Below are 22,164 nucleotides of genomic sequence, written 5' to 3' on the forward strand. Positions count from 1 at the left end.
TCACCGGTGACGTCCGGTGTGGACGGTGTCCCGCGCACGGGGCGGCAGGACATCCGGGCAATTATAGCCCGCTTGGCTGGCTCGCTGCAATTGCGGGTGCCCGCGCCGCCAGGATGACCTCCGTTCCGTCCTGCAGGCGGGCATGGAACCTGCCGCCTGCATAGCCATCGGCGCGCGGCGGCAGCTGCCACTGGCGCTGGCGCGCCGCCAGTACGTAGCCGACAAGACCGGGCAGCAGCAGGCTGCGCTGGCCGCCAGCGGTCTCATAGGCAAGGTCGCTCAAGCGCGCGTGCCGGGTGCCACTGTTCAACAGTCTCAGAATGAATTGCGACCCGTTGACCATCAGCTCTGCCTGCAGGCAGGGGGACGCTGGGCCGACCGGTTCGCTGCGGAACAGGGGCAGTGAATAGCGCGGCATGGCCGGTTCTGCCGGTGCCAGGATGATACGGAATGCCTGTTCAGCGGCCACAGGCGCGGACGACGCTGGCAGCAACCACACGCGCTGGCGGGCGCCGGCCGGCAGGTCCAGCAAGGTCGGACTGGCCAGCACCTGCGCACTGCGTTGCAGGTGTTCGGCGCCCGGTTGCTGGTCCCACGCCCAGATCTGCACCTGGCCGCGCCAATGCCCGGGGCCAGGATTGTGCAGCCACAGCTCGGACCGCCCCTGTGCAGCAGGCAGGTGCAGCGTGGTCGGCATCAGGTCCAGCGCCTGCAAGGGCATGGGCAGCAGTGCCATCAACAGGGGCAGCAGCCGGCGCATCAGTAGTAAGTGGTGGGCGGTTCGGGCAGCGAATGCCCCTGTTCGTCCTGCGCTGGCGGGGCCAGTTCACGGACCTGGGGCGGCAGGTGACCGCCGTCGCTGTGCTGCTGTGGCACCGGGCAACGTGGGCCGCCCTCCGTGCCGACGCAGCCTTCAACCACGGTCAGGCGGATCTGCATTGGGACGGGCGCCGGGTCGGCCCACGCTGTCGTGCTGGCGATGGACATCACTCCGATCAGTACTGCCCGAACCACCTGCGATCCACCGTGTTGTCGACTTGATGCGCGGTATCGGCCGACAGGGGGAATTCTGTAGAGCGGGCTCCCCTCAGTAGGTGATCGTCACCTGCACCAGGTCGTTGTAGGTGCCCGCCGGAGGCTGTCCGGCAACGGGAGGCACACGCCCGAATATGTTCAGTGTCTGCGCGCTGCCAGTGCCGACGCCGCTGAAGGTGTCCACGGTGAGCGTATTGCCCCAGCGCTGGCTGCGCGCAGCGTCCCGGTACAGCTCGTAGGTCAGGTAATAGCTGTTGCCGCCGATGGTGGTGCGCATGCGCCGGGTGGCGGTAAGGGCCGGATTGTTCTGACCGTTGTTCAGGCCGACCTGGTAGGCGGTGCGCTTGAGGCAGGTCAGGGTGAGGGTGGCGGTCTGGTCGATGTTGGCGGGAATGCCGCCGGTGACGTTGCCGAAATTCATGGTGGTGGTGAGGTAGCTGCCGCATTGCGGCAGCACGGTGGCAGTGGCATTGAAAGTGAAGGCATTGCTGGCGGTGTTGGTGCCGGTAGCACCGCCATTGCAGGTGGCCGGCACGGTGGCGGTGCCCAGCAGCACCTCGTTCCAGGCCCAGGTGAGCACCACGTTGGCACCGGTGAAGGTGCTGCTGTAGTTGCCGGAGGCCAGCACCTGGTTGGCCGGAATCTGTGCGAACAACTGCGTGGTACGGCTTCCGGAGCCGCCGATCAGCGGCACGTTGTAGGTCATCGTCAGTTCCTGTGCAGGCGGTGTACCGCGCGGTGCCAGGCCGGTGACTTCGCTGTAGTTGGCGACGTTGTAGATCTGGAAATTGAGCGGATCACTGCTGCCGTTGACCATTGTCCGCCACGGCGAAGTACTGGTGCCGCCGGTGCCATTGCCCAGGCCGATGCAGACGCGGATGCCGGTGGTGGCGATCAGGCTGAGTGCGGCGGTGGAGCAGTTCACGGTGATGTTCAAGGTGCCGGTGGTGGCGCCTGCCGCACCGCTGCTGACGTTGCCGAAGGGCAGCAGCGCGTCGGCGGTGGCGGTGCAGGTCGCGGCCGCGCGTGTCGGTGCACTGGCGATCAGGCCGGCCAGAAGCAGCAGGCCGAGCAGCAGCATCCTCATGGCGCAACCTCCGGCACGCATTGCAGCGGGGCCGGGCGCGCGCTGGCCCCGACGGCGACCACCTGCGGTGCCGGCACGCGGACCCGGCACTGGCCACCGCTGCTGGTGATGTACAGCACGCTGCCGGGTGCAACGTCCTCCAGGTACAGCAGGCCGTCGTAGCCGACGGTGGCCTGGCGGCCATCGGGCAGCTGCACTTCGCTGCCCACCTCCAGCGGTTGCCCCCGCATGTCCTGCAGGATCAGCCGCAATGACGCGCGCGAACGCAGGTTGAAGGTCAGGCCGGTGCCGGCGCGCTGGCGGGGTGTCACCCAGTCCTCGATGCGATCAGCGCGCATGTCCGCCGGCAGGTCCAGGGTGTCGATGGAGACGCGGTTGCGCTGCCAGGACAGCAGCGGGCTGATCAGCAGCAGGCCACGCTCGTCGGTGGCACCGATCAGGCGGTTCTCAAGCCGCACCGGCACACCGCCAACGCCATTCGTGCTGACCACGGCGAAGGCATCGGCGACTTCGCGGGCGGCGAAGGTGTGCCCGGCCATCCACACCAGGCTGCCGCTGGCGCTGCCATAGGCGTAGTTGAGGCCCGCCTGGCGGGAGGCACCGAAGGCGTAGCGGCCGACATCGTTGAGGATGCCGACTTCGGCCAGGCCGCCGCTGCCGCCGTCGCCGTGGCGGACCTGCGCGCGCCAACCGATACCGCCTGCGCTGCCGTCGCCCGGGACCGGCTGGGTGACATCGGCGACCCAGCTCTGGCGGTCGCCATTGCGCTGGCTGGACAGGCTGGCCTGGCGGTTGTTGCCCAGGCTTGCGGTCAGCGACAGGTAGACGCTGCGGTCATCACTGTCGTCCAGGTTCTGGTTGACCGACAGGTAGGCCGACCAGCGCGGGCTCCAGCTGCGTGACCAGAACAGGCTGGCATAACGGTTGTCATCGCCATCGGGGTAGCGCAGGCGAAGGAAACTGGCGCTGAGGGTGCCCAAGCGCAACAGGTCCAGGCCGACCGTGGCCTGCTCGCTGATGCTGGGCGGCAGGTTGGCCTGCAGCGCGCCCAGGTCGCGGTAGTCGCCGTGGCTGCGCACGCTGCGCAGGTTGAAATTGAAGCGCCGGTTGTTCCAGCTGTACCCCAGCGCCCACTGTCCACCCTGCAGGCCCTGGTAGCGGCTGTGGGCATAGGCGGCATTGAGCACGCCGGCGCCGCCCAGCAGCCACCAGCCACCCACGCCGGCCTGCGCCAGGCCGCCGCCGCCCTCGGCATGTGCTTCACCGGTGAATGTGTCGCTGACGCCGCCGCGCCAGCTGGCGCTTGCCACGGTACGGTCGTCGTAGGCGAAGGAGCGTTCGCCGAACTGCTCGCGCAGCTGGCCGACGCCGAGCGACCAGTCCGACAGGCCCTTGGCCAGCAGCTGCTGGGTGCCGTAGAAGCTGAAATCCAGGGTCTGCATGCGGCCGAAGGCATCGGTAACCACCACCTGCGCGCTGCCGGTGCCGCTGATGCCCGGTTGCGCCGCCAGCTGGAACGGCCCGACCGGTACCTGGCCGCTGTACTGGCGCAGGCCATCGACATACAGCTCGACCGTCGATGGCACCACCGCCTGGCCGAGGAAGGCCGGAGTCGGGGTAAGAACGCGATACGGCTGCAGCCCGTAGTTGCGGCCGATCTGGATGCCGCCCAGGCGTACCGGCCGGCTCCAGTCGACAAACCCGCTGTAGAAATCGCCCACCTCCAAAGTCAGCGCCTTGTCCGGGAAGTCCAGCGTCCAGCGCGTATCGAGGCGTACGCTTTCGCTGCGCCAGTGGCGGTCGCCGGTCTGGTAGCGACGGCTGACGGCGGTGTTCTCGAAGGTGCCGGTACCGATGCCGAACATTCGCAGTTCAGAGCTCAGGGTAAGGTTGCCGAGGCTGTCGACACGGCTGCCGTACAGGTCGTAATTGAGCAGGACGCCGGGCGAGGCGCTGCCGCGCGGGGCACGGACCTGCGGGCGGCTGAGCACGGTCGTGGGCAGGGTCAACTGGTCCAGTGGCACGTCCAGCGCGAGGGTCTGCAGGTGCGCGTCATAGCGCACCACCGCACCGCTGATCTGGTCGAGGTACACCGGGGCATCGCCGCTGGCGTTGAAGCCAAGCTGGCGCAGGATTTCGGGGCTGGCCTGCAGGCGGCCACGGTTGTCGGTGAAGGGCAGCAGGCCGCGCGGCGTGCTGTTGAGGGTCACGTCCAGGTACAGCGTCTGGTTGGCCGTGAGTGGGGTTGGTGGCGGCAGCAGGGCATCGGCGGAGACCCCGGAGACATCGGCTGCATGAGCCGCCGGGGACAGGGCCGCACCGAGCGCTGCGCTCATCAGCGCCTCAGCGAGCCGGTGGTGGCGGCAGCGACGTCTGTTCCGACTCGCCATTGAGCTTGGCCGTGATCTGGTCGTTGTCGCGGTCGATCGCCGTGCGCTCCAGCGGCCAGCGCATGACCTGGCCGGGCAGCACATAGCCCAGCAGGCCGGGATGGACGATGCGCGGCCGCTCCGGGCTACCCAGGGCGAGGTCAGCGATCTGCGCGTAGCTGTTGCCGGTATTGCCTACTTCCACGCCGTTGCGACCGTCGTCCAGCCGGACCAGGCGGGCGTGCAGCTGCGGTGCCAGCCGGCTGCCAGCGCCGGGTTGCACGAATACCGGGATGGAATAGCGCAGCACGAACTGCATGCCTTCGGTGCGCGTGGCCAGATCGGGCACCTCGTCGACGATCAACCGGTAGTACTGCTGCGCAGCCGGTGCGTCGGCCACGGCGCGCATGACCCGTACCAGCTGCTGCTGGCCGGCGGCCAACTCCTGCATCGGTGGCGTGGCCAGCAGATCTTCGGTGGGCAGCAGCTGTTCGTTGCCGTCCTGCTGCACCCAACGGAATACCCGGACCTGCAGCTTCACCGGCGAGGTGCCGCTGTTGGTCAACCACAGTTCGCCGGCGCGCTGGCGTGCCTCCAGCTGCAGGCTGGTGGGCGCGACCTGCAGGCTGGTCGCCGAGGCCGCGGTGACCCAAAGCAGCAGGCTGAGAACGATCAGCGCCACGCCGGTGGCGCGCCACGGGCGGGATCCGGCCATGCGGGCGTGCTCCATCAATAGGTGATCGTGGCGGTAACGGTATCCAGGTAGTTGCCGGTCGCAGCGTTGGCCGTGCTCAGGTTGAGGATCTGGCCGTAGACGATGTAGGGCACCGCCAGGCCGGTGCCGATACCGGCCTGGGTGTTGGTGCCCGTGGTGGCGCCCCACACCAGGGTATGCGCGGCATCCTGGTAGAGCTGGTAGCCCACGTAGTTGTTGGCCGTCACTGCCGCGTTGGTGTTCTTCATCCGCCGCGTGGTGACGTCATTGGCCGTACCGGCATTGGCACCGGCGTTGAGCGAGATGGTGTACGGGGTCAGCGCCGAACACTGTGCGGTTACGGTGCCCTGGCCCAGGGTCGGGGTGGCGGTGGTGGAGGCGGCGGTACCGAAATCGACGTTGGTGGCGGCGGCCGCAGTGATGGTGCAGGCCTTGGTGACCACCAGGGTGACGTTGAACGTAGTGGTGTCGGCGGCGGCGGCCGGGCCAGCCACCAGCAGGGCCAAGGCCCAAGCCCAGGGGGAACGAACGGTGGATCGCATGGACAACCTCCCTGACCCGAAGGTCCGTTGAACAGCGCGAAGTCGGCACGTTCGGCGCCGATTTGACGACAGTGGGGCCAGCGTAGGCACCGCAAGTGTCTGTATTCCGTGAGAAACATGCGGTCGAAAGGGTGTGGCCCATCACGCTTTCACGTTCCTTGCCGGATCCGTGCATGCCCCGGATCGCCAGTTGGGTGGCGTTCGTTCAGATTGCGGCCGGATCGGCGATAATGGGAGCCATGAGCGTGAATATCAAAACCCCGCAGGAAATCGAGATGATGCGCATCGCCGGCCGCCTGGCCAGCGAAGTGCTCGACATCGTCACCCCCCACGTCAAGCCCGGTGTCACGACCGAGGAACTGGACCGCATCTGCCACGACCACATCGTGAACGTGCAGGGCGCCATTCCGGCCAACGTCGGCTACCGCGGCTTCCCCAAGACCGTGTGCACCTCGGTCAACAATGTCATCTGCCACGGCATTCCCAGCGAAGGGAAGGTCCTCAAGGATGGCGACATCATCAATATCGACGTCACCGTCATCAAGGACGGCTGGCATGGCGACACCAGCCGCATGTACTTCGTCGGCACCCCGTCGGTGATGGCCAAGCGCCTGGTCGACGCCACCTATGAAGCGATGTGGCGCGGCATCCGCGCGGTGCGTCCGGGCGCAACCCTGGGCGACGTCGGCCATGCGATCCAGAGCTACGCCGAAGGCGAGCGTTTCAGCGTGGTGCGCGAGTACTGCGGCCACGGCATCGGCAAGGTCTACCACGATGAACCGCAGGTGGTGCATTACGGCCGTCCGGGCCAGGGCCTGGTGCTGCAGCCGGGCATGACCTTCACCATCGAGCCGATGATCAACGAGGGCACCCGCTACAACAAGGTGCTGCCCGATGGCTGGACCGTGGTGACCAAGGACCGCAAGCTGTCGGCGCAGTGGGAGCACATGATCGCGGTCACCGAGACCGGCGTGGACGTGCTGACCCTGTCGCCGGGCGAGTCGCAGGTCTCCTGACGATGCTGCCGGCGAGTTCGCTGCTGGACACGCCGGCCGCGTCGCTCAACGACCCGGACTGGGCTGCTGCCGCGCGCGATGCGCTGCAGCAGGCCGATACGCGCCTGTACCGCCGCTTTGACCAGGGCGACAACATCGAGCGCCTGCTGGCATTGCGCGCGCGCGCGGCCGATCACCTCATCCGCCATGCGTGGCAGCGCTGCCTGCCGGCCGACAGTGGCCTGTCGCTGTTTGCGGTCGGTGGCTATGGGCGCGGTGAGCTGTTCCCGCGCTCGGACATCGACCTGCTGGTGTTCGGCGATCCGCAGGCGCAGCTGGCCCATGAGGAGGCGCTCTCGCGCCTGTTCGCGCTGCTGTGGGATTGCGGCCTGGCGGTCAGCCACGCGGTGCGTTCGGGCGGGCAGTGCAGCGAGGCTGCGGCCGACCAGACCGTGCTGACGGCGTTGATCGAAGCGCGCCCGCTGATGGCCGATGAGGCGGCGCGGCGTGCGCTGCGTGCGGCAGTGGATGACCGCGAACTGTGGCCGCCGCGTGCGTTCTTCCTGGCCAAGCTGGAGGAACTGCGCAACCGCCACCAGCGTTTCGGCGACACCGCCGACAACCTGGAGCCGGACCTGAAGGATGGCCCCGGCGGCCTGCGCGATCTCAACACGCTGGGCTGGATGGCGCTGCGTGCGTTTGGCGTGCGCGATCTGGAAGCGCTGGTCGGCCTGGGCCACCTGGGCGCTGACGAGGCCGCGGCGCTGAAGCGCGAACGTGCGGTGCTGGCGCGACTGCGCTTCGGCCTGCACCTGGTGGCGCGACGCCCGGAAGAGCGCCTGCGCTTCGATTACCAGAAGACCCTGGCCGCGCGCCTGGGCTTTGAGGACGATGCCGAGAGCCTGGGCGTCGAGAAGATGATGCAGGGCTTCTACCGCGCCGCTTCGGTGGTGCGGCGGATCAGTGATCGTCTCCTGCAACGTTTCGAGGAACAGTTCGATGGCGAGGCACAGCCTGAGCCGCTGACCGTGGGGTTCGCGCTGCGCCGTGGCTATCTGGCGGCCAACGATGCCGACTGGCCGAATGCTGACATCGGCCAGGTCTTCGCGTTGTTCGCCAGCTGGGCGAACAATCCGCAGATCCGTGGCCTGCATTCGTTGACTGCGCGCGCGCTGGCCGAATCGCTGCCGTTGCTGCCTGCCTATGACCAGGCAGACCCTGACGCGCGCGAACAGTTCATGGCTCTGCTGCGTGGCCAGCGCCCGGTCGACACGCTTTCGCGCATGGCGCGGCTGGGCGTGCTCGGGCAGTGGATTCCCGCATTCGCCCAGGTCAGCGGGCGCATGCAGTTCGACCTGTTCCATGTCTACACCGTCGACCAGCACACGCTGATGGTCCTGCGCAACATGGGGCTGTTTGCCAGCAGTCGCGCCGATGAACGTTTCTCCATAGCCCACGAAGTCTGGCCGCGCCTGCGCAAGCCCGAACTGCTGCTGCTGGCCGGCCTGTTCCACGACATCGCCAAGGGGCGCGGCGGCGATCATTCCGAACTGGGCGCGGTCGATGCACGGGCGTTCTGCCACGCGCAGGGGCTGAGTGGTTCGGATACCGAACTGGTGGCCTGGCTGGTCGAACAGCACCTGCGGATGTCGGTGACCGCGCAGAAGCAGGACATCGCCGATGCCGACGTGATTCATCGCTTCGCGACCCTGGTCGGCAGCCGCGACCGCCTGGATTACCTCTATCTGCTGACCTGCGCCGACATCGCCGGCACCAGCCCGAAGTTGTGGAACGCGTGGAAGGACCGGCTGCTGGCCGATCTGTATTTCGCTACCCGCCGCGCGCTGCGCGAGGGCCTTGAGCATCCGGTGCCGGCCGCCGAGCGCGTGGCCGAAGCGCGCGACAGCGTGCGTGCGCTGGTGCGCGAGCAGGGCTACGACGATGCCACCATCGACCGCCAGTTCGCGGTGATGCCTGACGAAGGTTTCATCCGCCTGCGCCCGGAACAGTTGGCCTGGCAGGCTGCCGCACTGGTGCCGATCAAGCAGGGCCAGACGCTGGTGAAGGTACGCCGGATCAGCGTTGACGACCCGGCGCTGGAAGTGTTCGTGCACTCGCCGGACCGTGATGGCCTGTTTGCCGCGATCGTGATGACCCTGGACCGCAAGGGTTACGGCATCCACCGCGCACGCGTGCTGGATGGTCCGTCCGAGACGATTTTCGATAATTTTGAAGTCAGCCCGGCCGATACGTTTGCCGATGGCAGCAGCGCCAACCTGGAAGCTGCACTGCGCGAGGCGCTCAGTGGCGACCTTGCGCGGCTGCGTCCCTCGCGCCGGGTGGTGCCACGCCAGCTGCGCCACTTCCGTTTCGCCCCACGCATCGAGTTCCGCGATGAACCCGGCGCGACCCGCTTTGCCCTGGTCGCGCCCGACCGCCCCGGCCTGCTGGCCGACGTGGCGTTCGTGCTGCGCAACCAGGGACTGCGCGTGCAGGACGCGCGCATTGCCACATTCGGCGAACGCGCCGAAGACACCTTCGTGATCAGTGACGAACACGACCTCCCCCTGACTGAATCCGCCCGGCAGCAGCTGCATGACGCAATGCTGGCCTGCCTGGACCCTGATCGAAACGCCGGAGACCCCGCCTGATGGCCACCAAGCCTGCAAAGAAGACTGCCGCGACTGCCAAGAGCGCAGCGGCCAGAAAGACTACTGCCGCTGCCCCGGCTGCGAAGAAAGCTGCACAACAGCCGAAGGCGGGCCAGACCGCAGCGGTGAAGAAGGCCGCCGTGCCGAAACAGGCTGCAGCGAAGAAGGCGCCGGCAAAGAAGGTCCCGGCCAAGACCGCCGAAGCTGCGCGCGCCGAGAACATCGCACGCAAGTCGCTGCGCAAGCCGGCCGGGCCGGGCGTGGAAGAACTGAAGTTCGGCATCGAAAGCGCCTTCGAGCGCCGCGCCACGCTGACCCTGCACGAACTGGAAGGCTCGACCCGGCCGCTGGTCAACCGCGTGATCGATGGCCTGGAAAGCGGCGAGTTCCGCGTCGCCGAACCCGATGGCCATGGTGGCTGGAAGGTCAACGAATGGCTGAAGAAGGCGGTGCTGCTGTATTTCCGCGTCAACGACATGGCCGTGGTCGATGCACGCCCGGCACCGTTCTGGGACAAGGTCGAATCGCGCTTTGCCGGCTATGACGAGGCGAAGTTCCGCCGTGGCGGCGTGCGCGTGGTGCCGGGGGCGATCGCCCGTCGCGGCACGTATTTCGGCAAGGACGTGGTGCTGATGCCGAGCTTCACCAACATCGGTGCCTACGTCGGTGAAGGCACCATGGTCGACACCTGGGCCACCGTCGGTTCCTGCGCGCAGATCGGCCAGCACTGCCACCTGTCCGGTGGTGCCGGCATCGGTGGCGTGCTCGAGCCGCTGCAGGCCAGCCCGACCATCATCGAAGACCATTGCTTCATCGGCGCGCGTTCGGAAGTGGTGGAAGGCGTGGTCGTCGGCCATCACAGCGTGATCGGCATGGGCGTGTTCCTCAGCCAGAGCACCCGCATCTACAACCGCGCCACCGGCGAAATCAGCTACGGCTACATTCCGCCGTACAGCGTGGTGGTGTCCGGCTCGCTGCCGAGCAAGGACGGTACCCACTCGCTGTACTGCGCGGTGATCGTCAAGCAGGTCGATGCCCGCACCCGCAGCAAGACCAGCGTCAACGACCTGCTGCGCGGCCTGGCCGACTGACGGGGCCGCACGCATGAGCACCACCGTCTACGGTCTGAAGAACTGCGATACCTGCAAGAAGGCGACCAAGTGGCTGGACCGCTTCGGCGTGCCGTACACCTTCGTCGACTACCGCGACAACAAACCCAGCCCGGAAACGCTGCTGGAATGGGCCGCCCAGCTGGGTGGCCTGGCGGCGATGGTCAACCGGTCCTCCACCACCTGGCGGCAGCTGCCGGACAACCGCAAGGCCGCCGATTCGGAGGCGGAATGGAAGCTGCTGCTGCGCGAGTACCCGCAGTTGATCAAGCGGCCGCTGGTGGTGACTGCCGACGGCAAGGTCAGCCAGGGTTTCAGCGACAACGGTTTCAAGGCGCGCTTCGGCGTGGGCGGCGCGTGAGCGCCGTCCTCGACCTGGCCTGCGATCTGATTGCACGGCCGTCGGTGACCCCGGACGATGCCGGTTGCCAGGCGCTGATTGGTGAACGTCTGCAGGCGGCCGGTTTCACTTGTGAGCACCTGCGGCTGGGCGAGGTCGACAACCTGTGGGCCACGCACGGCAGCGGCGCGCCGGTGCTGGTCCTGCTGGGCCATACCGACGTGGTGCCGCCGGGCCCGCGCGAGGCGTGGCAGAGCGATCCGTTCGCGCCACAGATCCGCGATGGCGTGCTGTACGGTCGCGGCACCGCCGACATGAAAGGCAGCGTGGCCGCGTTCGTGATCGCTGCCGAACAGTTCGTTGCGGCCCATCCGCAGCACGCCGGTACGCTGGCGGTGCTGCTGACCAGCGATGAGGAAGGCGATGCGATCGATGGTGTGCGCCATGTCGCGCGGCTGTTCGCCGAGCGTGGCCAGCGCATCGACTGGTGCATCACCGGCGAGCCGTCCTCCACCGCCACGCTGGGTGACCTGCTGCGCGTGGGACGTCGCGGCAGCCTGTCGGCCAAGCTGCGCGTGCAGGGCGTGCAGGGCCACGTGGCCTACCCGGACAAGGCACGCAATCCGATTCATCTTGCCGCGCCCATGCTGGCCGAACTGAGCGCACGGCGCTGGGACGAGGGCTATGAGAGCTTCCCGTCGACCAGCCTGCAGATCTCCAACATCCATGCCGGCACCGGTGCCAACAACGTGATTCCCGGTGAGCTGGAGGTGGATTTCAACATCCGCTACAACCCGCACTGGGATGCAGCGAAGCTGGAAGCGGACATCACCGCGCTGCTGGACCGCCATGGCCTGCAGTACACGCTGAAGTGGCACCGCAGTGGCGAGCCGTTCTACACCCCGGAAGGTACGTTGCGTGCAGCGGCGCGCGCGGTACTGGCCGAGCACACCGGTCGCGCACCGGAAGAGAGCACCGGTGGCGGCACCTCCGATGCGCGCTTCATCGCACCCCTGGGCGCGCAGTGCATCGAAGTCGGCCCGGTCAACGCCAGCATCCACCAGGTGGATGAGAACGTGCGCGTGGACGAGCTGGAAGCACTGCCGGGGCTGTACCAGCGACTGGTGGAGCGGTTGCTGGTGTGATCCGCGTCGCCGGGCATGGCCCGGCGCTACCGGGTGAGCGTGCGGATGCTGGTGTGATCCGCGTCGCCGGGCATGGCCCGGCGCTACCGGGTGAGCGTGCGGTTGCTGGTGTGATCCGCGTCGCCGGGCATGGCCCGGCGCTACCGGGGTGAGCGTGCGGTTGCTGGTGTGATCCGCGTCGCCGGGCCATGCCCGGCGAGCGCAGCGGCGCGCGTTACTCCGAAAAACTGAAGAACGGCGGCTTGATCGCTTCGCGCCAGTAGCTCGGCGCCGCCATGTAGAACTGCTGTGCTTCCGCCTTGGCAAACCAGGCGGCAGCAGCGTCAGGGTTCTTGTCCAGGCCCGGCGCACCGCGGCCCAGCAGCAGCCCGGCGAAGTATTGGCCGAACACATTGCCCTTCTCGCCGGCGCGCTGGTACAGCTGCAGCGCACGCGCCGGATCGCGCGGCAGTCCCACGCCCTTCTCCAGCAGCGCGCCCAGGTCCACCTGCGCTTCGGCATCGCCGCGCTCGGCGCGACGCTGGATCTGCGCAACCAGCGGATGCACGCTGTCGCCCTGCGCGGCCACCGCATCCGGCAGTCGCGACGATGAACTCGGGTAGCGCTGGTAGATCATTCCGCGCAGGTCCCAGCGCAGCGCCTGTTGCGCGTCGCCACGCTGGCGATAGGCCTTGGCGAGTTCGTAGAACGCATAGGGATTGCCGTGGTAGGCCGCCGCCAGATAGGCGCGTTCGCCACGCCGCCAGGACGCGCGCAGCACCGGCCCAGGGTTGATGTGGGGGCTGTCGGCATACCGCAGCGTGCCGGAGATCCAGATCCGGCCCAGGGCTTCTTCCGCCTTGGTGTTGTGGAAGGTCCAGGGGGTGACCGCTGCGGCACGCTCGTAATAGGCGATGGCGCGCGGATCGTTGAAGCGCTCGAAGGTTTCCGCGGTATCAAAGGCCCCCTTGAAGCTGCCGTCGGTTCCGCGTTGTTCCAGGCTCTGCTGCTGAGCCGGCGGAAGGAGCGAGGGTGGGGGCAGGGTCTGGCAGGCGGCCAGGCCCAGGCAGATCAGGGCGGCCAGAGCCGCGTTGCGTCCGTTGCGGTGTTGCATTTCCATTGCACGTTTCACGGCGGGCCATTATGCGCTCTGCGGAGTGGTTGCCAACGCAACGGTTGCGCCGTGCCGGAAAGCGGGGTAGGGTCGATGCCATGTCGATCCGCCTGGCCACCGCCGTCAACAACACCAACCGCAATAATCTGCGTGCGAATAATCGTGCGCGGCCGATGCGGGACTGCGCCCTGGGTAGATAGACAGCAACATACGCCCGGACACCAGAAAACCCGCATCGGCCGATGCGGGTTTTTTTGTGCCCGGGCGCAGCCCCACCCGGGCCTGGATGGCCGGTCGAACACCTTCCCCCCGTGTACTTCCCCACAACAGGAGTTCCACCCATGTGTTCGATCTTCGGTATTTTCGGCCTGCAGGCCGGTGACGATCTTCCTTCCCTGCGCCGCCATGCGCTGGAGCTGTCGCAGCGCCAGCGTCATCGTGGCCCGGACTGGAGCGGTGTGTACCTGGACGAGGGCGCGCTGCTGGTGCACGAGCGCCTGGCCATCGTTGATCCGGCAGGCGGCTCGCAGCCGCTGCTGTCCGAAGACGGGCAGCTGGCGCTGGCGGTCAACGGCGAGATCTACAACCACCAGCAGCTCAAGGCCGGACTTGCCCAGGCCTATGCCTTCCAGACCGGCTCGGACTGTGAGGTGATCAACGCGCTGTACCGCCAGGGCGGGTCGCCGGCGCAGTGGCTGGAGCAGCTCAACGGCATCTTCGCTTTCGCTTTGTGGGATCGCAGTGCGGGTCGTGTACTGATCGCGCGCGACCCGGTCGGCGTGGTGCCGCTGTACTGGGGCCATGATGCGCAGGGGCGGTTGCGCGTCGCCTCTGAAATGAAGGCGTTGGTCGATACCTGCGCCGACGTGGCCCAGTTCCCGCCCGGCCATTACTACGACAGCGCCAGCGGTGAGCTGGTGCGCTACTACCAGCAGCCGTGGCGCGAGTACGACGACGTGCAGGGCCGCTCGGCCGATCTCGCCGAGCTGCGCCAGGCCTTCGAACATGCGGTCGAACGCCAGTTGATGAGTGACGTGCCGTACGGCGTGCTGCTGTCGGGCGGGCTGGATTCGTCGCTGGTTGCCGCCGTGGCAGCACGTTATGCGCGTCGTCGCATCGAAGATGGCGGGCAGAGCGAAGCGTGGTGGCCGCGCCTGCATTCGTTCGCCATCGGCCTGAAGGGCTCGCCGGATCTGGCCGCTGCTGCGGTGGCCGCCGAAGCACTGGGCACGGTCCACCACGGCTTCGAATACACCTTCGAAGAAGGCCTGGACGTGCTGCCGGAGGTGATCCGCCATATTGAAACCTACGACGTCACCACCATCCGCGCCTCCACGCCGATGTTCCTGCTGGCGCGCCGGATCAAGGCGATGGGGGTGAAGATGGTGTTGTCCGGCGAAGGCAGCGACGAGATCTTCGGCGGCTATCTGTACTTCCACAAGGCGCCGGACGCGCGCGAATTCCACCAGGAACTGGTGCGCAAGCTCGATGCCCTGCACAACTACGATTGCCTGCGCGCCAACAAGTCGATGATGGCCTGGGGCGTGGAGCCGCGCGTGCCGTTCCTGGACCGCGAGTTCCTCGACGTGGCGATGCGATTCGATGCCGCGCACAAGATGGTCGGCGCCGGTTTTGGTGGTCGCCGCATCGAGAAGGCGGTATTGCGGGAAGCCTTCCAGGGCTACCTGCCGGACAGCATCCTGTGGCGGCAGAAAGAGCAGTTCAGCGATGGCGTCGGCTACGGCTGGATCGATGGCCTGAAGGCGCACGCCGAAGCACAGGTCAGCGACCGCGTGTTGGCTGCGGCCGACAAGCGCTTCCCGCACAACCCGCCGCAGACCAAGGAGGCGTACTACTACCGTCACCTGTTCGAGCAGTTCTTCCCCAGCCATGCGGCGGCTGAAACCGTGCCGGGCGGCAAGTCGATCGCCTGTTCCTCGCCGGCAGCGATCGCCTGGGATGCCAGCTTTGCCGCCGCCGCCGACCCGTCGGGCCGCGCCATCGCCGGCGTGCACGAGCAGGCGTTGGCCTGATCGGCCGCGCCGAGCGGCAGCCACACGGGGAGCGCCGGGCCATGCCCGGCGAGCCCTGCAGCGCATGGGCGGCGAGGGACGTATCATCAGCCCCCTGCACATTGGGGAATGTTCATGGACGTACAGACCGGAGGTCCCGTGAGGCCGACGAAGTGGGCTTGGCGCTACCTGGTGTGGGCCGGCGTGCCGCTGCTGGTCGGCCTGCTGCTGGCCCGCTATGCGGGCCCCGGGCTACCGACGGTGGCCAGCAAGGCCGAAGACGTGGTCGGCAGTGACTGGGCACATCACCTGGCCTCGCCGCTCGGCCTGTTCCTGCTGCAGCTGCTGGTGTTGCTGCTGGTCGCCAAGGGCGCCGGTGCGCTGTTGAAGCGCTTCGGCCAGCCGGCCGTGATCGGCGAAATGGCCGCCGGCCTGATGATGGGGCCGCTGTTGCTGGGCAGCCTGCTGCCGCAGGTGCACGGTGCACTGTTCCCGGCCGCTTCGCTCGGGCCGCTGGGTATGCTCAGCCAGCTGGGTGTGCTGATGTTCCTGCTGGTGGCTGGTGCCGAACTGGATCTGGGCGCGCTGCGTGGGCGCCGTCGATTCGCCTTCACCGTCAGCCACGCAGGCATCGCGGTGCCGTTCGTGCTTGGTGTGGTCCTGGCCATCTGGCTGTACCCGCAGCATGGCCCGCAGGGCGTGGGTTTCACCGCGTTCGCGCTGTTCGTCGGTATTTCGATGAGCATCACCGCTTTCCCAGTGCTGCTGCGCATCCTCGCTGATCGCGGCATCACCCACACCCCGCTGGGGCAGACCGCCATCGCCTGCGCGGCGCTGGGCGATGCGACCGCGTGGTGCCTGCTGGCGCTGATCGTGGCGGCAGCGCAGGCCACCGGCTGGTTGCCGGCCAGCCTCAACCTGCTGTGCGTGGTGGCGTTCATCGCGCTGATGCTGGGACTGGTGAAGCCGTGGTTCGCTCGCCAGACCATCGCGCCGGGTCGCGAAGGGCGCTGGCTGCTGGGCATCCTGCTGCTGTCGCTGGCCAGTGCGCTGGTCACCGAAGTGCTCGGCATCCATGCGCTGTTCGGCGCCTTCGCTGCAGGCGTGGCGGTGTCGTCCAACGCGCAGCTGCGGCACCTGCTGGTGGCCAGGGTCGAACCGTTCGCGGTGACGCTGCTGCTGCCGCTGTTCTTCGCCATGACCGGCCTGCGCATGCGCGCCGACGCGTTGCAGACCAGTGACATCGCGTTGTGCGTGGTGGTGATCGCCGTGGCCACGGTGGGCAAGCTGTTGGGCACCTGGAGCGCGGCGCGCAGTACCGGCATGGCCTCGCGCGAAGCGTGGCGACTGGGTGCGCTGATGAATACCCGCGGGTTGATGGAGCTGATCGTGCTCAACCTCGGCTACGAGCTGGGCCTGCTGGGCGACCGCCTGTTTGCGGTGCTGGTGATCATGGCACTGGTGACCACTGCGATGACCGGGCCGCTGTTGAACCTGATCGAGCGCCGCCACCTCCGTTAATGGGGTCGTTAATGGGGTCAGATCCCTTTTCCACAGGAAAAGGGATCTGACCCCGGGCATCATACCGTGGCCGGCCAGCGCTATCGCGCCGGTAGCAGCGTCAACGTGTGCTGCGCCTTGCCGGGAAGGAACGGGGTGGGGCGGCCATGCACCCAGTCCTCATGTCCGGCGCCCCAGTACGGCGACAGCGGATGGCCGCTCTGCCCACCCGGCATGTGCACGATGCCATCGGCCTCGTGGCCGGGCGAGACCACCATGCGCTGCGAGGCGCCGAACGCTGGCGTCTGTACACGCGGCATGTCACGGTCGCCGGGCAGGGGATCGGCCGGCATGCACAACCAGCGGCTGGCGAAGGCGGGCAGGGCGCGCGCGACCGGATGGCAGATCGCTGCGGTATTGCGCTCGCCCCAGCTGCGGTGCGCCAGCGGCCCCTGCGCGGACAACTCCGCTTCGGTACGGCGCGCCGCATCGGCCAGCAGCGCATCCCAGCTCGTGTAAGCGGGCGGCAGCAGGTTGGCGGGGCGCTGTTGCAGCATCGGCCAGGCCACGCCTTCCAGCTGCGCCAGGCGCGGTGCCAGGAAATCCTCGCCCAGCGGTGCCCGCGCCGGTGCCAGCAGCGCATCGGTCAACGTGTCGAGTACCTGTGTGCGGAACTCGCGCACCACCCGGTAGCTGACCGAATCGATCGCGGCGCGCCCGTCCCAATGGCTGCTGACCGTGCCCAACCGCTTCAGTGCCGGATCGTCGCTGTGCTCGACCACCTGGTGCAGCAGCACCCACCAGCGCTGCAGGAACACCGCGCGGTCGTCGAGCTGGATCGCCAGCAGGTCGTGCTCGTCGAAATGCTCCTGCGTGGCCAGCAGGTCGCGGATCTGCCGTCCGCGCGCGCCGAGGTCGTAGCCGCCATTGCCGACCGTGGCCAGCGTCGCCTCGTCCACCACGCGGCTGTTGGCCGTCCACAGCCGATGCGAGGCGGGGTCGACCAGGCTCGGCGCGGCGTCGCTGCGGATCGGCCACGGCGCGCAGCCCGGGTTGCGGTGATTGTCATTGAAGCCCAGCGGTGTACAGCCCGGGCCACGGTCAGGCCGCGCGCCGATCAGGCGCCACGCGATACGCCCGCTGCGGTCGCCGATCACCAGATTCTGCGCGGGAATGCCGGCATGGTCGGCAATCTGCAGGGCCTGGTCCAGATCGGCGGCCCGTGCCATGTCGGCGAAGTCCATGCGCACCGCGCCCGGCAACTGCGCGACCCAGCGCAGGGCGTCGCCGCTGCCATCGGCGTGGGTGTGCAGGATCGGTCCCCACGCGGTTTCGCGTACCGGGAAACGCACGTCGGCACCGCCGGCCACGACGATCCGTTCCTCGTGCACGGTCACTGCAGCGTCCGCTGGCTCGGTGCGGAAGTCGGCAGTGTCGATGTAGCTGTTGGTGAAGCCCCAGGCCACGTGGCCGTTGCTGCCGACGATCACCGCCGGCACGCCCGGCAGCGAGAATCCGCTGACGTCGACCTGGCCACCCGCGGCCTGTGGATCGGGGTAGCGCAGGCGCACACGGAACCACAGGCTGGGAGCGCGCAGGCCCAGGTGCATGTCGTCGGCGACGATCGCACGGCCATCGGCGGTCAGCGCGCCGGCCACGGCGAAATTGTTGCTGCCGACCGCGTCGGCATCCTCGGCAGCCGCGCCGGTCGCGGCCTTCAGCGTGCGCAGGTCCAGCTGGCTGGCATCAGGCAGGGGGGCGTTGCCACGGGCAGCGCCGGCCAGCGGCGCATCCCACTCGCTGCCGTCGTTTGCCAGCAGCGCATACAGTGCTGGCGGCACCACCGCGCGGATGCGCTCCAGGGCCAGTTCGGACTGGTTGCTGGGGTCCTGCAGGTCGGCGTACATGGCCAGGCCTGCCAGCACGCTGTCGCTGGCCTGCCACGGTTGGGGCGCCTGCCGCAGCAGCAGGTAGGCCCATGGCCGTACCGCCAGGCTGCCCAGGCCCTGGTTGACCCCGTCCACATAGGCGCGCACGGCCGCAGGGTCGCTGCCCAGTGCGTCCTGCAGATGGGCCTCGGTGCGCGCGCGCAGGCGGTGTACGCGCATGCGCTTGTCGGCTTCGATCGCCTTCGCCCCGAACAGGGCGGACAGTTCACCTGCGGCACTGCGCCGCATCAGGTCCATTTCGAAATAACGTTCCTGCGCGTGAACACGGCCGAGCGCCCGCAGGGCATCAGTCTTGTTGCCGGCGGTGATGGTGACCACCCCCAGCGCATCGCGCTCCACGGTGACCTTGGTGGCCAGCCCGGGCAACGGGCGCTCGCCGTCCAGTTCGGCCAGGCTGCCGCGCAGCAGCAACCACAGGACCAGCACCGCGAGCAGCACGATTGCCACCAGCACACCCAGAATCCACCGCCACGTACGACGCATTGCAGGTCCTTTCCGAGCAGGTCGGCCGATTGTAGCCGCAGGCGCAACTGCGACTGATTCCGATTAGATCACCGTATTTCCAGATGGGGCACCATGGGCGCCATCGATTCACAGGAGCTCCCCCCATGAAAGGCAACCCGGACGTCATCGCCTGCCTGAAGGAACTGCTGCGCGGCGAACTCGCCGCCCGCGACCAGTACTTCATCCACTCCCGCCGCTACGAGGACCAGGGCCTGTTCGCGCTGTACGAACGCCTGAACCACGAGATGGAGGAAGAGACCCAGCATGCCGACGCGCTGCTGCGCCGGATCCTGTTCCTGGGCGGCGACCCGGACATGCGCCCGCATGCCACCGAGCCCGGCAAGACCGTGGAGGAGATGCTGCGCAAGGACCTGGACACCGAATACGCGGTGCGCAACAACCTCGCCGCCGGCATGAAGCTGTGCGAGGAGAAGGGCGACTACGTGAGCCGCGACATGCTGCTGGCGCAGTTGAAGGACACCGAGGAAGACCACGCCTGGTGGCTGGAGCAGCAGCTGGGCCTGATCAAGCGCATCGGCCTGGAGCTGTACCAGCTGAGCAAGATCGACGGCAGCGGCGCCCCGGCGCACTGATCCCGATTGTCGTAGCGCCGGGTCATGCCCGGCTCTACCAGGAGCGCAATGCAACGTCGCCCGCCAGCACCGGAGCACCGCCAGCCAGCCTTCGCCCGCCAGCTGCTCCACCGCCCGCCAGCCGACAAACAAAGAAGCCGGGGAATGCCCCGGCTTTTTTGTGTCTGATGCTCCGTTCCCGGTAGCGCCGGGCCATGCCCGGCGGGTTCCCGGTTGCCGGGCAAGGCGTGTCAACCAAGGTTGACACCTACCGTCACTCGACCGACAACCCTTCCACCTTCTGCCAGCCACGCGGCAGCAGATGGCCACGGGTGGCGCGGGCGCCCAGATAGGCGTCGAGCTCGTTGAACTTCAGCCCCATGGTGCGCTGGCCGCTGCGGACCTGCAGGGTCTGGCCGGGGCTGATTGCCACGATGGCGACCACGCGTTCGGTGGCGAGCTTGGCCTTGGGGATCTCGATGATCTTGTTGCCCTTGCCCTTGTCCAGTTCCGGCAGGTCGTTGGCGGCGATCGCCAGCAGGTTGCCCGAACTGGTCACCGCGACGATGCGGTCGGTAGCGACGTTGGCCACCACCGATGGGGTCAGTACCGATGAGCCCGCCGACAGGTTCAGCATCGCCTTGCCGGCCTTGTTGCGACCGATCAGGTTCTCGAAACGGGTGACGAAACCATAGCCGTGGGTCGAGGCCAGCACGAAGCGGGTATCCGGTTCGGCGCTGGCCAGGGTCACGAAGCTGGTGCCTGCGGCCGGCGAGAAGCGGCCGGTCAGCGGCTCACCGTTGCCGCGTGCCGAGGGCAGGGTATGCACCGGCGTGGAGTAAGCGCGGCCTTCGCTGTCCAGGAACGCGACCTGCTGGGTGCTGCGCGCACGCACTGCACCCTGCAGCGCATCGCCATCGCGGTAGGACAGGGTCGAGGCATCGATGTCGTGGCCCTTGGCGGCGCGGATCCAGCCCTTCTCGGACATCACCACCGTCATCGGCTCGCTCGGTACCAGCTCGGTCTCGTCGATGGCTTGGGCGGCCTGGCGCTGCACCAGCGGCGAGCGGCGCTCGTCGCCGAACTTCTTCGCATCGGCCTGCAGCTCGTCGCGGATCAGCTTCTTCAGCTTGGCCTTGCTGTCGAGGATGCTGAGGATCTTGTCGCGCTCCTTGGCCAGTTCGTCCTGCTCGCCGCGGATCTTCATTTCTTCCAGGCGGGCCAGCTGCTTCAGCTTGGTTTCCAGGATGTACTCGGCCTGGTCTTCGGACAGGCCGAAGCGTGCGATCAGCGCCGCCTTCGGTTCGTCCTCGGTACGGATGATGTGGATCACCTCGTCCAGGTTGAGGAACGCCACCAGCAGGCCTTCCAACAGGTGCAGGCGACGCTCGACCTTCTGCAGGCGGTGCTGCAGGCGGCGGGTGACGGTGCTGCTGCGGAATGCCAGCCATTCGCTGAGCAGCGTCTTCAGGTTCTTCACCTGCGGACGGCCGTCCAGCCCGATCACGTTGAGGTTGACGCGGTAGCTGCGCTCCATGTCGGTGGTGGCGAACAGGTGCCCCATCAACTGCTCGGCGTCGACGCGGTTCGAGCGCGGCACCAGCACCACGCGCACCGGGTTGGCGTGGTCGGACTCATCGCGGATGTCTTCCAGCCACGGCAGCTTCTTGGCGCGCATCTGCGCGGCGATCTGCTCGATCACCTTCGACGGCGACACCTGGAACGGCAACGCGGTGACCACCACGTTGTGCGCTTCCTTGATGTAGGTGGCACGCGCACGCACGCTGCCGTTGCCGGTCTCGTACATGTTCCGCAGATCGTTGGCCGGGGTGATGATCTCGGCGTTGGACGGATAATCCGGACCCTTCACGTGCTCGCACAGGTCGCGCACGCTGGCATCCGGATCGTCCAGCAGGTGCAGCAGCGCGCTGACGATCTCGTTGAGGTTGTGCGGCGGCACATCGGTGGCCATGCCCACGGCGATGCCGGTGGTGCCGTTCAGCAGCAGATGCGGCAGGCGTGCCGGCATCCAGGTCGGTTCCTGCAGGGTGCCGTCGAAGTTCGGTGCCCAGTCGGTGGTGCCCTGGCCCAGTTCGCCCAGCAGTACTTCGGCGATCGGGGTCAGCTTGGATTCGGTGTAACGCATCGCCGCGAACGACTTCGGGTCGTCGCTGGAACCGAAGTTGCCCTGGCCTTCGATCAGCGGATAACGGTACGAGAACGGCTGTGCCATCAGCACCAGCGCTTCGTAGCACGCGCTGTCGCCATGCGGGTGGTACTTACCGATGACGTCACCGACGGTGCGCGCGGACTTCTTCGGCTTGGACGCGGCATTCAGGCCCAGCTCGCTCATCGAATAGATGATGCGGCGCTGCACGGGCTTCAGGCCGTCGCCAATGAACGGCAGGGCGCGATCCAGGACCACGTACATCGAGTAGTCGAGGTAGGCGCGTTCGGCGTACTCGCGCAGCGGCAGTTGTTCGAAACCGTGGAACACGGGGCGGGCAAGATCGGTCATGCGGCGTTGTTACCTATGTCGGGAGGCG

Annotated in this window: 17 protein-coding genes; 8 read left to right on the forward strand and 9 right to left on the reverse strand. The window is 67.7% G+C overall.

Going from position 1 to position 22,164, the window contains the following annotated elements:
* Nucleotides 1-61: 61 nt before the first annotated feature.
* The 6 genes from LC407_RS03015 to LC407_RS03040 form a co-directional block, all read right to left on the reverse strand.
* Nucleotides 62-760: a fimbria/pilus periplasmic chaperone gene (locus LC407_RS03015; RefSeq protein WP_223482176.1), complete on the reverse strand. Its 699-nt coding sequence runs from the start codon at nt 758-760 to the stop codon at nt 62-64.
* On the reverse strand, nt 760-939 hold the full coding sequence (locus LC407_RS03020) for a hypothetical protein (protein ID WP_223482177.1): 180 nt from the start codon (nt 937-939) through the stop codon (nt 760-762). The genes LC407_RS03015 and LC407_RS03020 overlap by 1 nt, the downstream gene beginning before the upstream one ends.
* Before the next feature lie 148 nt (nt 940-1,087).
* Nucleotides 1,088-2,122 carry a spore coat U domain-containing protein gene (locus LC407_RS03025; protein ID WP_223482178.1) on the reverse strand — a complete coding sequence of 345 codons (1,035 nt, stop codon included), beginning with the start codon at nt 2,120-2,122 and terminating at the stop codon, nt 1,088-1,090.
* Nucleotides 2,119-4,458 (reverse strand): fimbria/pilus outer membrane usher protein, encoded by a 2,340-nt coding sequence (locus LC407_RS03030; protein WP_223482179.1) that lies wholly within the window; start codon nt 4,456-4,458, stop codon nt 2,119-2,121. Before LC407_RS03030 ends, LC407_RS03025 begins: the two co-directional genes overlap by 4 nt.
* Nucleotides 4,459-4,465: 7 nt before the next feature.
* Nucleotides 4,466-5,221 carry a molecular chaperone gene (locus LC407_RS03035; protein ID WP_223482180.1) on the reverse strand — a complete coding sequence of 252 codons (756 nt, stop codon included), beginning with the start codon at nt 5,219-5,221 and terminating at the stop codon, nt 4,466-4,468.
* Nucleotides 5,221-5,748, reverse strand: a complete 528-nt coding sequence (locus tag LC407_RS03040) for a spore coat U domain-containing protein (RefSeq protein WP_025877648.1) — start codon at nt 5,746-5,748, stop codon at nt 5,221-5,223. Before LC407_RS03040 ends, LC407_RS03035 begins: the two co-directional genes overlap by 1 nt.
* Before the next feature lie 173 nt (nt 5,749-5,921).
* On the opposite strand from LC407_RS03040, the gene map reads away from it, so the two are divergent.
* Genes map through dapE form a run of 5 tightly spaced genes read left to right on the forward strand, consistent with a single transcriptional unit; the run spans nt 5,922 to nt 11,988 of the window.
* On the forward strand, nt 5,922-6,764 hold the full coding sequence (map, locus tag LC407_RS03045; protein ID WP_080277585.1) for a type I methionyl aminopeptidase: 843 nt from the start codon (nt 5,922-5,924) through the stop codon (nt 6,762-6,764).
* A gap of 2 nt (nt 6,765-6,766) precedes the next feature.
* Nucleotides 6,767-9,394 (forward strand): [protein-PII] uridylyltransferase, encoded by a 2,628-nt coding sequence (locus LC407_RS03050; protein WP_223482181.1) that lies wholly within the window; start codon nt 6,767-6,769, stop codon nt 9,392-9,394.
* A complete protein-coding gene (gene dapD / locus LC407_RS03055; protein ID WP_025877642.1) occupies nt 9,394-10,485 on the forward strand; it encodes a 2,3,4,5-tetrahydropyridine-2,6-dicarboxylate N-succinyltransferase in 1,092 nt (363 codons plus the stop codon). The genes LC407_RS03050 and dapD overlap by 1 nt, the downstream gene beginning before the upstream one ends.
* A 13-nt stretch (nt 10,486-10,498) precedes the next feature.
* Complete coding sequence (locus LC407_RS03060) at nt 10,499-10,864, forward strand: arsenate reductase (protein ID WP_025877641.1); 366 nt, start codon at nt 10,499-10,501, stop codon at nt 10,862-10,864.
* Nucleotides 10,861-11,988 (forward strand): succinyl-diaminopimelate desuccinylase, encoded by a 1,128-nt coding sequence (dapE, locus tag LC407_RS03065; RefSeq protein ID WP_025877640.1) that lies wholly within the window; start codon nt 10,861-10,863, stop codon nt 11,986-11,988. The genes LC407_RS03060 and dapE overlap by 4 nt, the downstream gene beginning before the upstream one ends.
* 214 nt (nt 11,989-12,202) lie before the next feature.
* Here dapE and LC407_RS03070 read toward each other — a convergent pair whose 3' ends face one another.
* Nucleotides 12,203-13,081, reverse strand: coding sequence for an SEL1-like repeat protein (locus LC407_RS03070; protein WP_025877638.1), 879 nt, complete (start codon nt 13,079-13,081; stop codon nt 12,203-12,205).
* A gap of 341 nt (nt 13,082-13,422) precedes the next feature.
* Between LC407_RS03070 and asnB the strand changes: the two genes are divergently transcribed.
* Nucleotides 13,423-15,114, forward strand: coding sequence for an asparagine synthase B (asnB, locus tag LC407_RS03075; RefSeq protein WP_033830725.1), 1,692 nt, complete (start codon nt 13,423-13,425; stop codon nt 15,112-15,114).
* Between the two features lie 108 nt (nt 15,115-15,222).
* Entirely contained in the window at nt 15,223-16,614 is a 1,392-nt protein-coding gene (locus tag LC407_RS03080; protein WP_223482182.1) for a cation:proton antiporter, read from the forward strand.
* 80 nt (nt 16,615-16,694) lie between these two features.
* On the opposite strand, the gene LC407_RS03085 is transcribed toward LC407_RS03080, so the two are convergent.
* Nucleotides 16,695-19,025 carry a penicillin acylase family protein gene (locus LC407_RS03085; RefSeq protein ID WP_223482183.1) on the reverse strand — a complete coding sequence of 777 codons (2,331 nt, stop codon included), beginning with the start codon at nt 19,023-19,025 and terminating at the stop codon, nt 16,695-16,697.
* A 125-nt stretch (nt 19,026-19,150) separates the two neighbouring features.
* On the opposite strand from LC407_RS03085, the gene bfr reads away from it, so the two are divergent.
* Entirely contained in the window at nt 19,151-19,639 is a 489-nt protein-coding gene (gene bfr, locus LC407_RS03090; protein ID WP_025877631.1) for a bacterioferritin, read from the forward strand.
* A 253-nt stretch (nt 19,640-19,892) separates the two neighbouring features.
* Here bfr and parC read toward each other — a convergent pair whose 3' ends face one another.
* Nucleotides 19,893-22,136: a DNA topoisomerase IV subunit A gene (parC, locus tag LC407_RS03095; protein WP_032975808.1), complete on the reverse strand. Its 2,244-nt coding sequence runs from the start codon at nt 22,134-22,136 to the stop codon at nt 19,893-19,895.
* Nucleotides 22,137-22,164 lie beyond the last annotated feature (28 nt).

It is taken from the genome of Stenotrophomonas sp. OVS01A (assembly GCF_019969775.1).
GTDB classification, from domain to species: domain Bacteria; phylum Pseudomonadota; class Gammaproteobacteria; order Xanthomonadales; family Xanthomonadaceae; genus Stenotrophomonas; species Stenotrophomonas indicatrix.

Bases quoted from the DNA above. Each gene is read 5' to 3' on its own strand.
- LC407_RS03025 (WP_223482178.1), bottom strand. From the start codon at position 2,122: ATGAGGATGCTGCTGCTCGGCCTGCTGCTTCTGGCCGGCCTGATCGCC.
- parC (WP_032975808.1), bottom strand. From the start codon at position 22,136: ATGACCGATCTTGCCCGCCCCGTGTTCCACGGTTTCGAACAACTGCCG.
- LC407_RS03085 (WP_223482183.1), bottom strand. From the start codon at position 19,025: ATGCGTCGTACGTGGCGGTGGATTCTGGGTGTGCTGGTGGCAATCGTG.
- map (WP_080277585.1), top strand. From the start codon at position 5,922: ATGCCCCGGATCGCCAGTTGGGTGGCGTTCGTTCAGATTGCGGCCGGA.
- LC407_RS03070 (WP_025877638.1), bottom strand. From the start codon at position 13,081: ATGCAACACCGCAACGGACGCAACGCGGCTCTGGCCGCCCTGATCTGC.
- LC407_RS03030 (WP_223482179.1), bottom strand. From the start codon at position 4,458: ATGAGCGCAGCGCTCGGTGCGGCCCTGTCCCCGGCGGCTCATGCAGCC.
- LC407_RS03080 (WP_223482182.1), top strand. From the start codon at position 15,223: ATGTTCATGGACGTACAGACCGGAGGTCCCGTGAGGCCGACGAAGTGG.
- dapD (WP_025877642.1), top strand. From the start codon at position 9,394: ATGGCCACCAAGCCTGCAAAGAAGACTGCCGCGACTGCCAAGAGCGCA.
- LC407_RS03020 (WP_223482177.1), bottom strand. From the start codon at position 939: ATGCAGATCCGCCTGACCGTGGTTGAAGGCTGCGTCGGCACGGAGGGC.
- asnB (WP_033830725.1), top strand. From the start codon at position 13,423: ATGTGTTCGATCTTCGGTATTTTCGGCCTGCAGGCCGGTGACGATCTT.
- LC407_RS03015 (WP_223482176.1), bottom strand. From the start codon at position 760: ATGCGCCGGCTGCTGCCCCTGTTGATGGCACTGCTGCCCATGCCCTTG.
- LC407_RS03050 (WP_223482181.1), top strand. From the start codon at position 6,767: ATGCTGCCGGCGAGTTCGCTGCTGGACACGCCGGCCGCGTCGCTCAAC.
- bfr (WP_025877631.1), top strand. From the start codon at position 19,151: ATGAAAGGCAACCCGGACGTCATCGCCTGCCTGAAGGAACTGCTGCGC.
- LC407_RS03060 (WP_025877641.1), top strand. From the start codon at position 10,499: ATGAGCACCACCGTCTACGGTCTGAAGAACTGCGATACCTGCAAGAAG.
- LC407_RS03040 (WP_025877648.1), bottom strand. From the start codon at position 5,748: ATGCGATCCACCGTTCGTTCCCCCTGGGCTTGGGCCTTGGCCCTGCTG.
- LC407_RS03035 (WP_223482180.1), bottom strand. From the start codon at position 5,221: ATGGAGCACGCCCGCATGGCCGGATCCCGCCCGTGGCGCGCCACCGGC.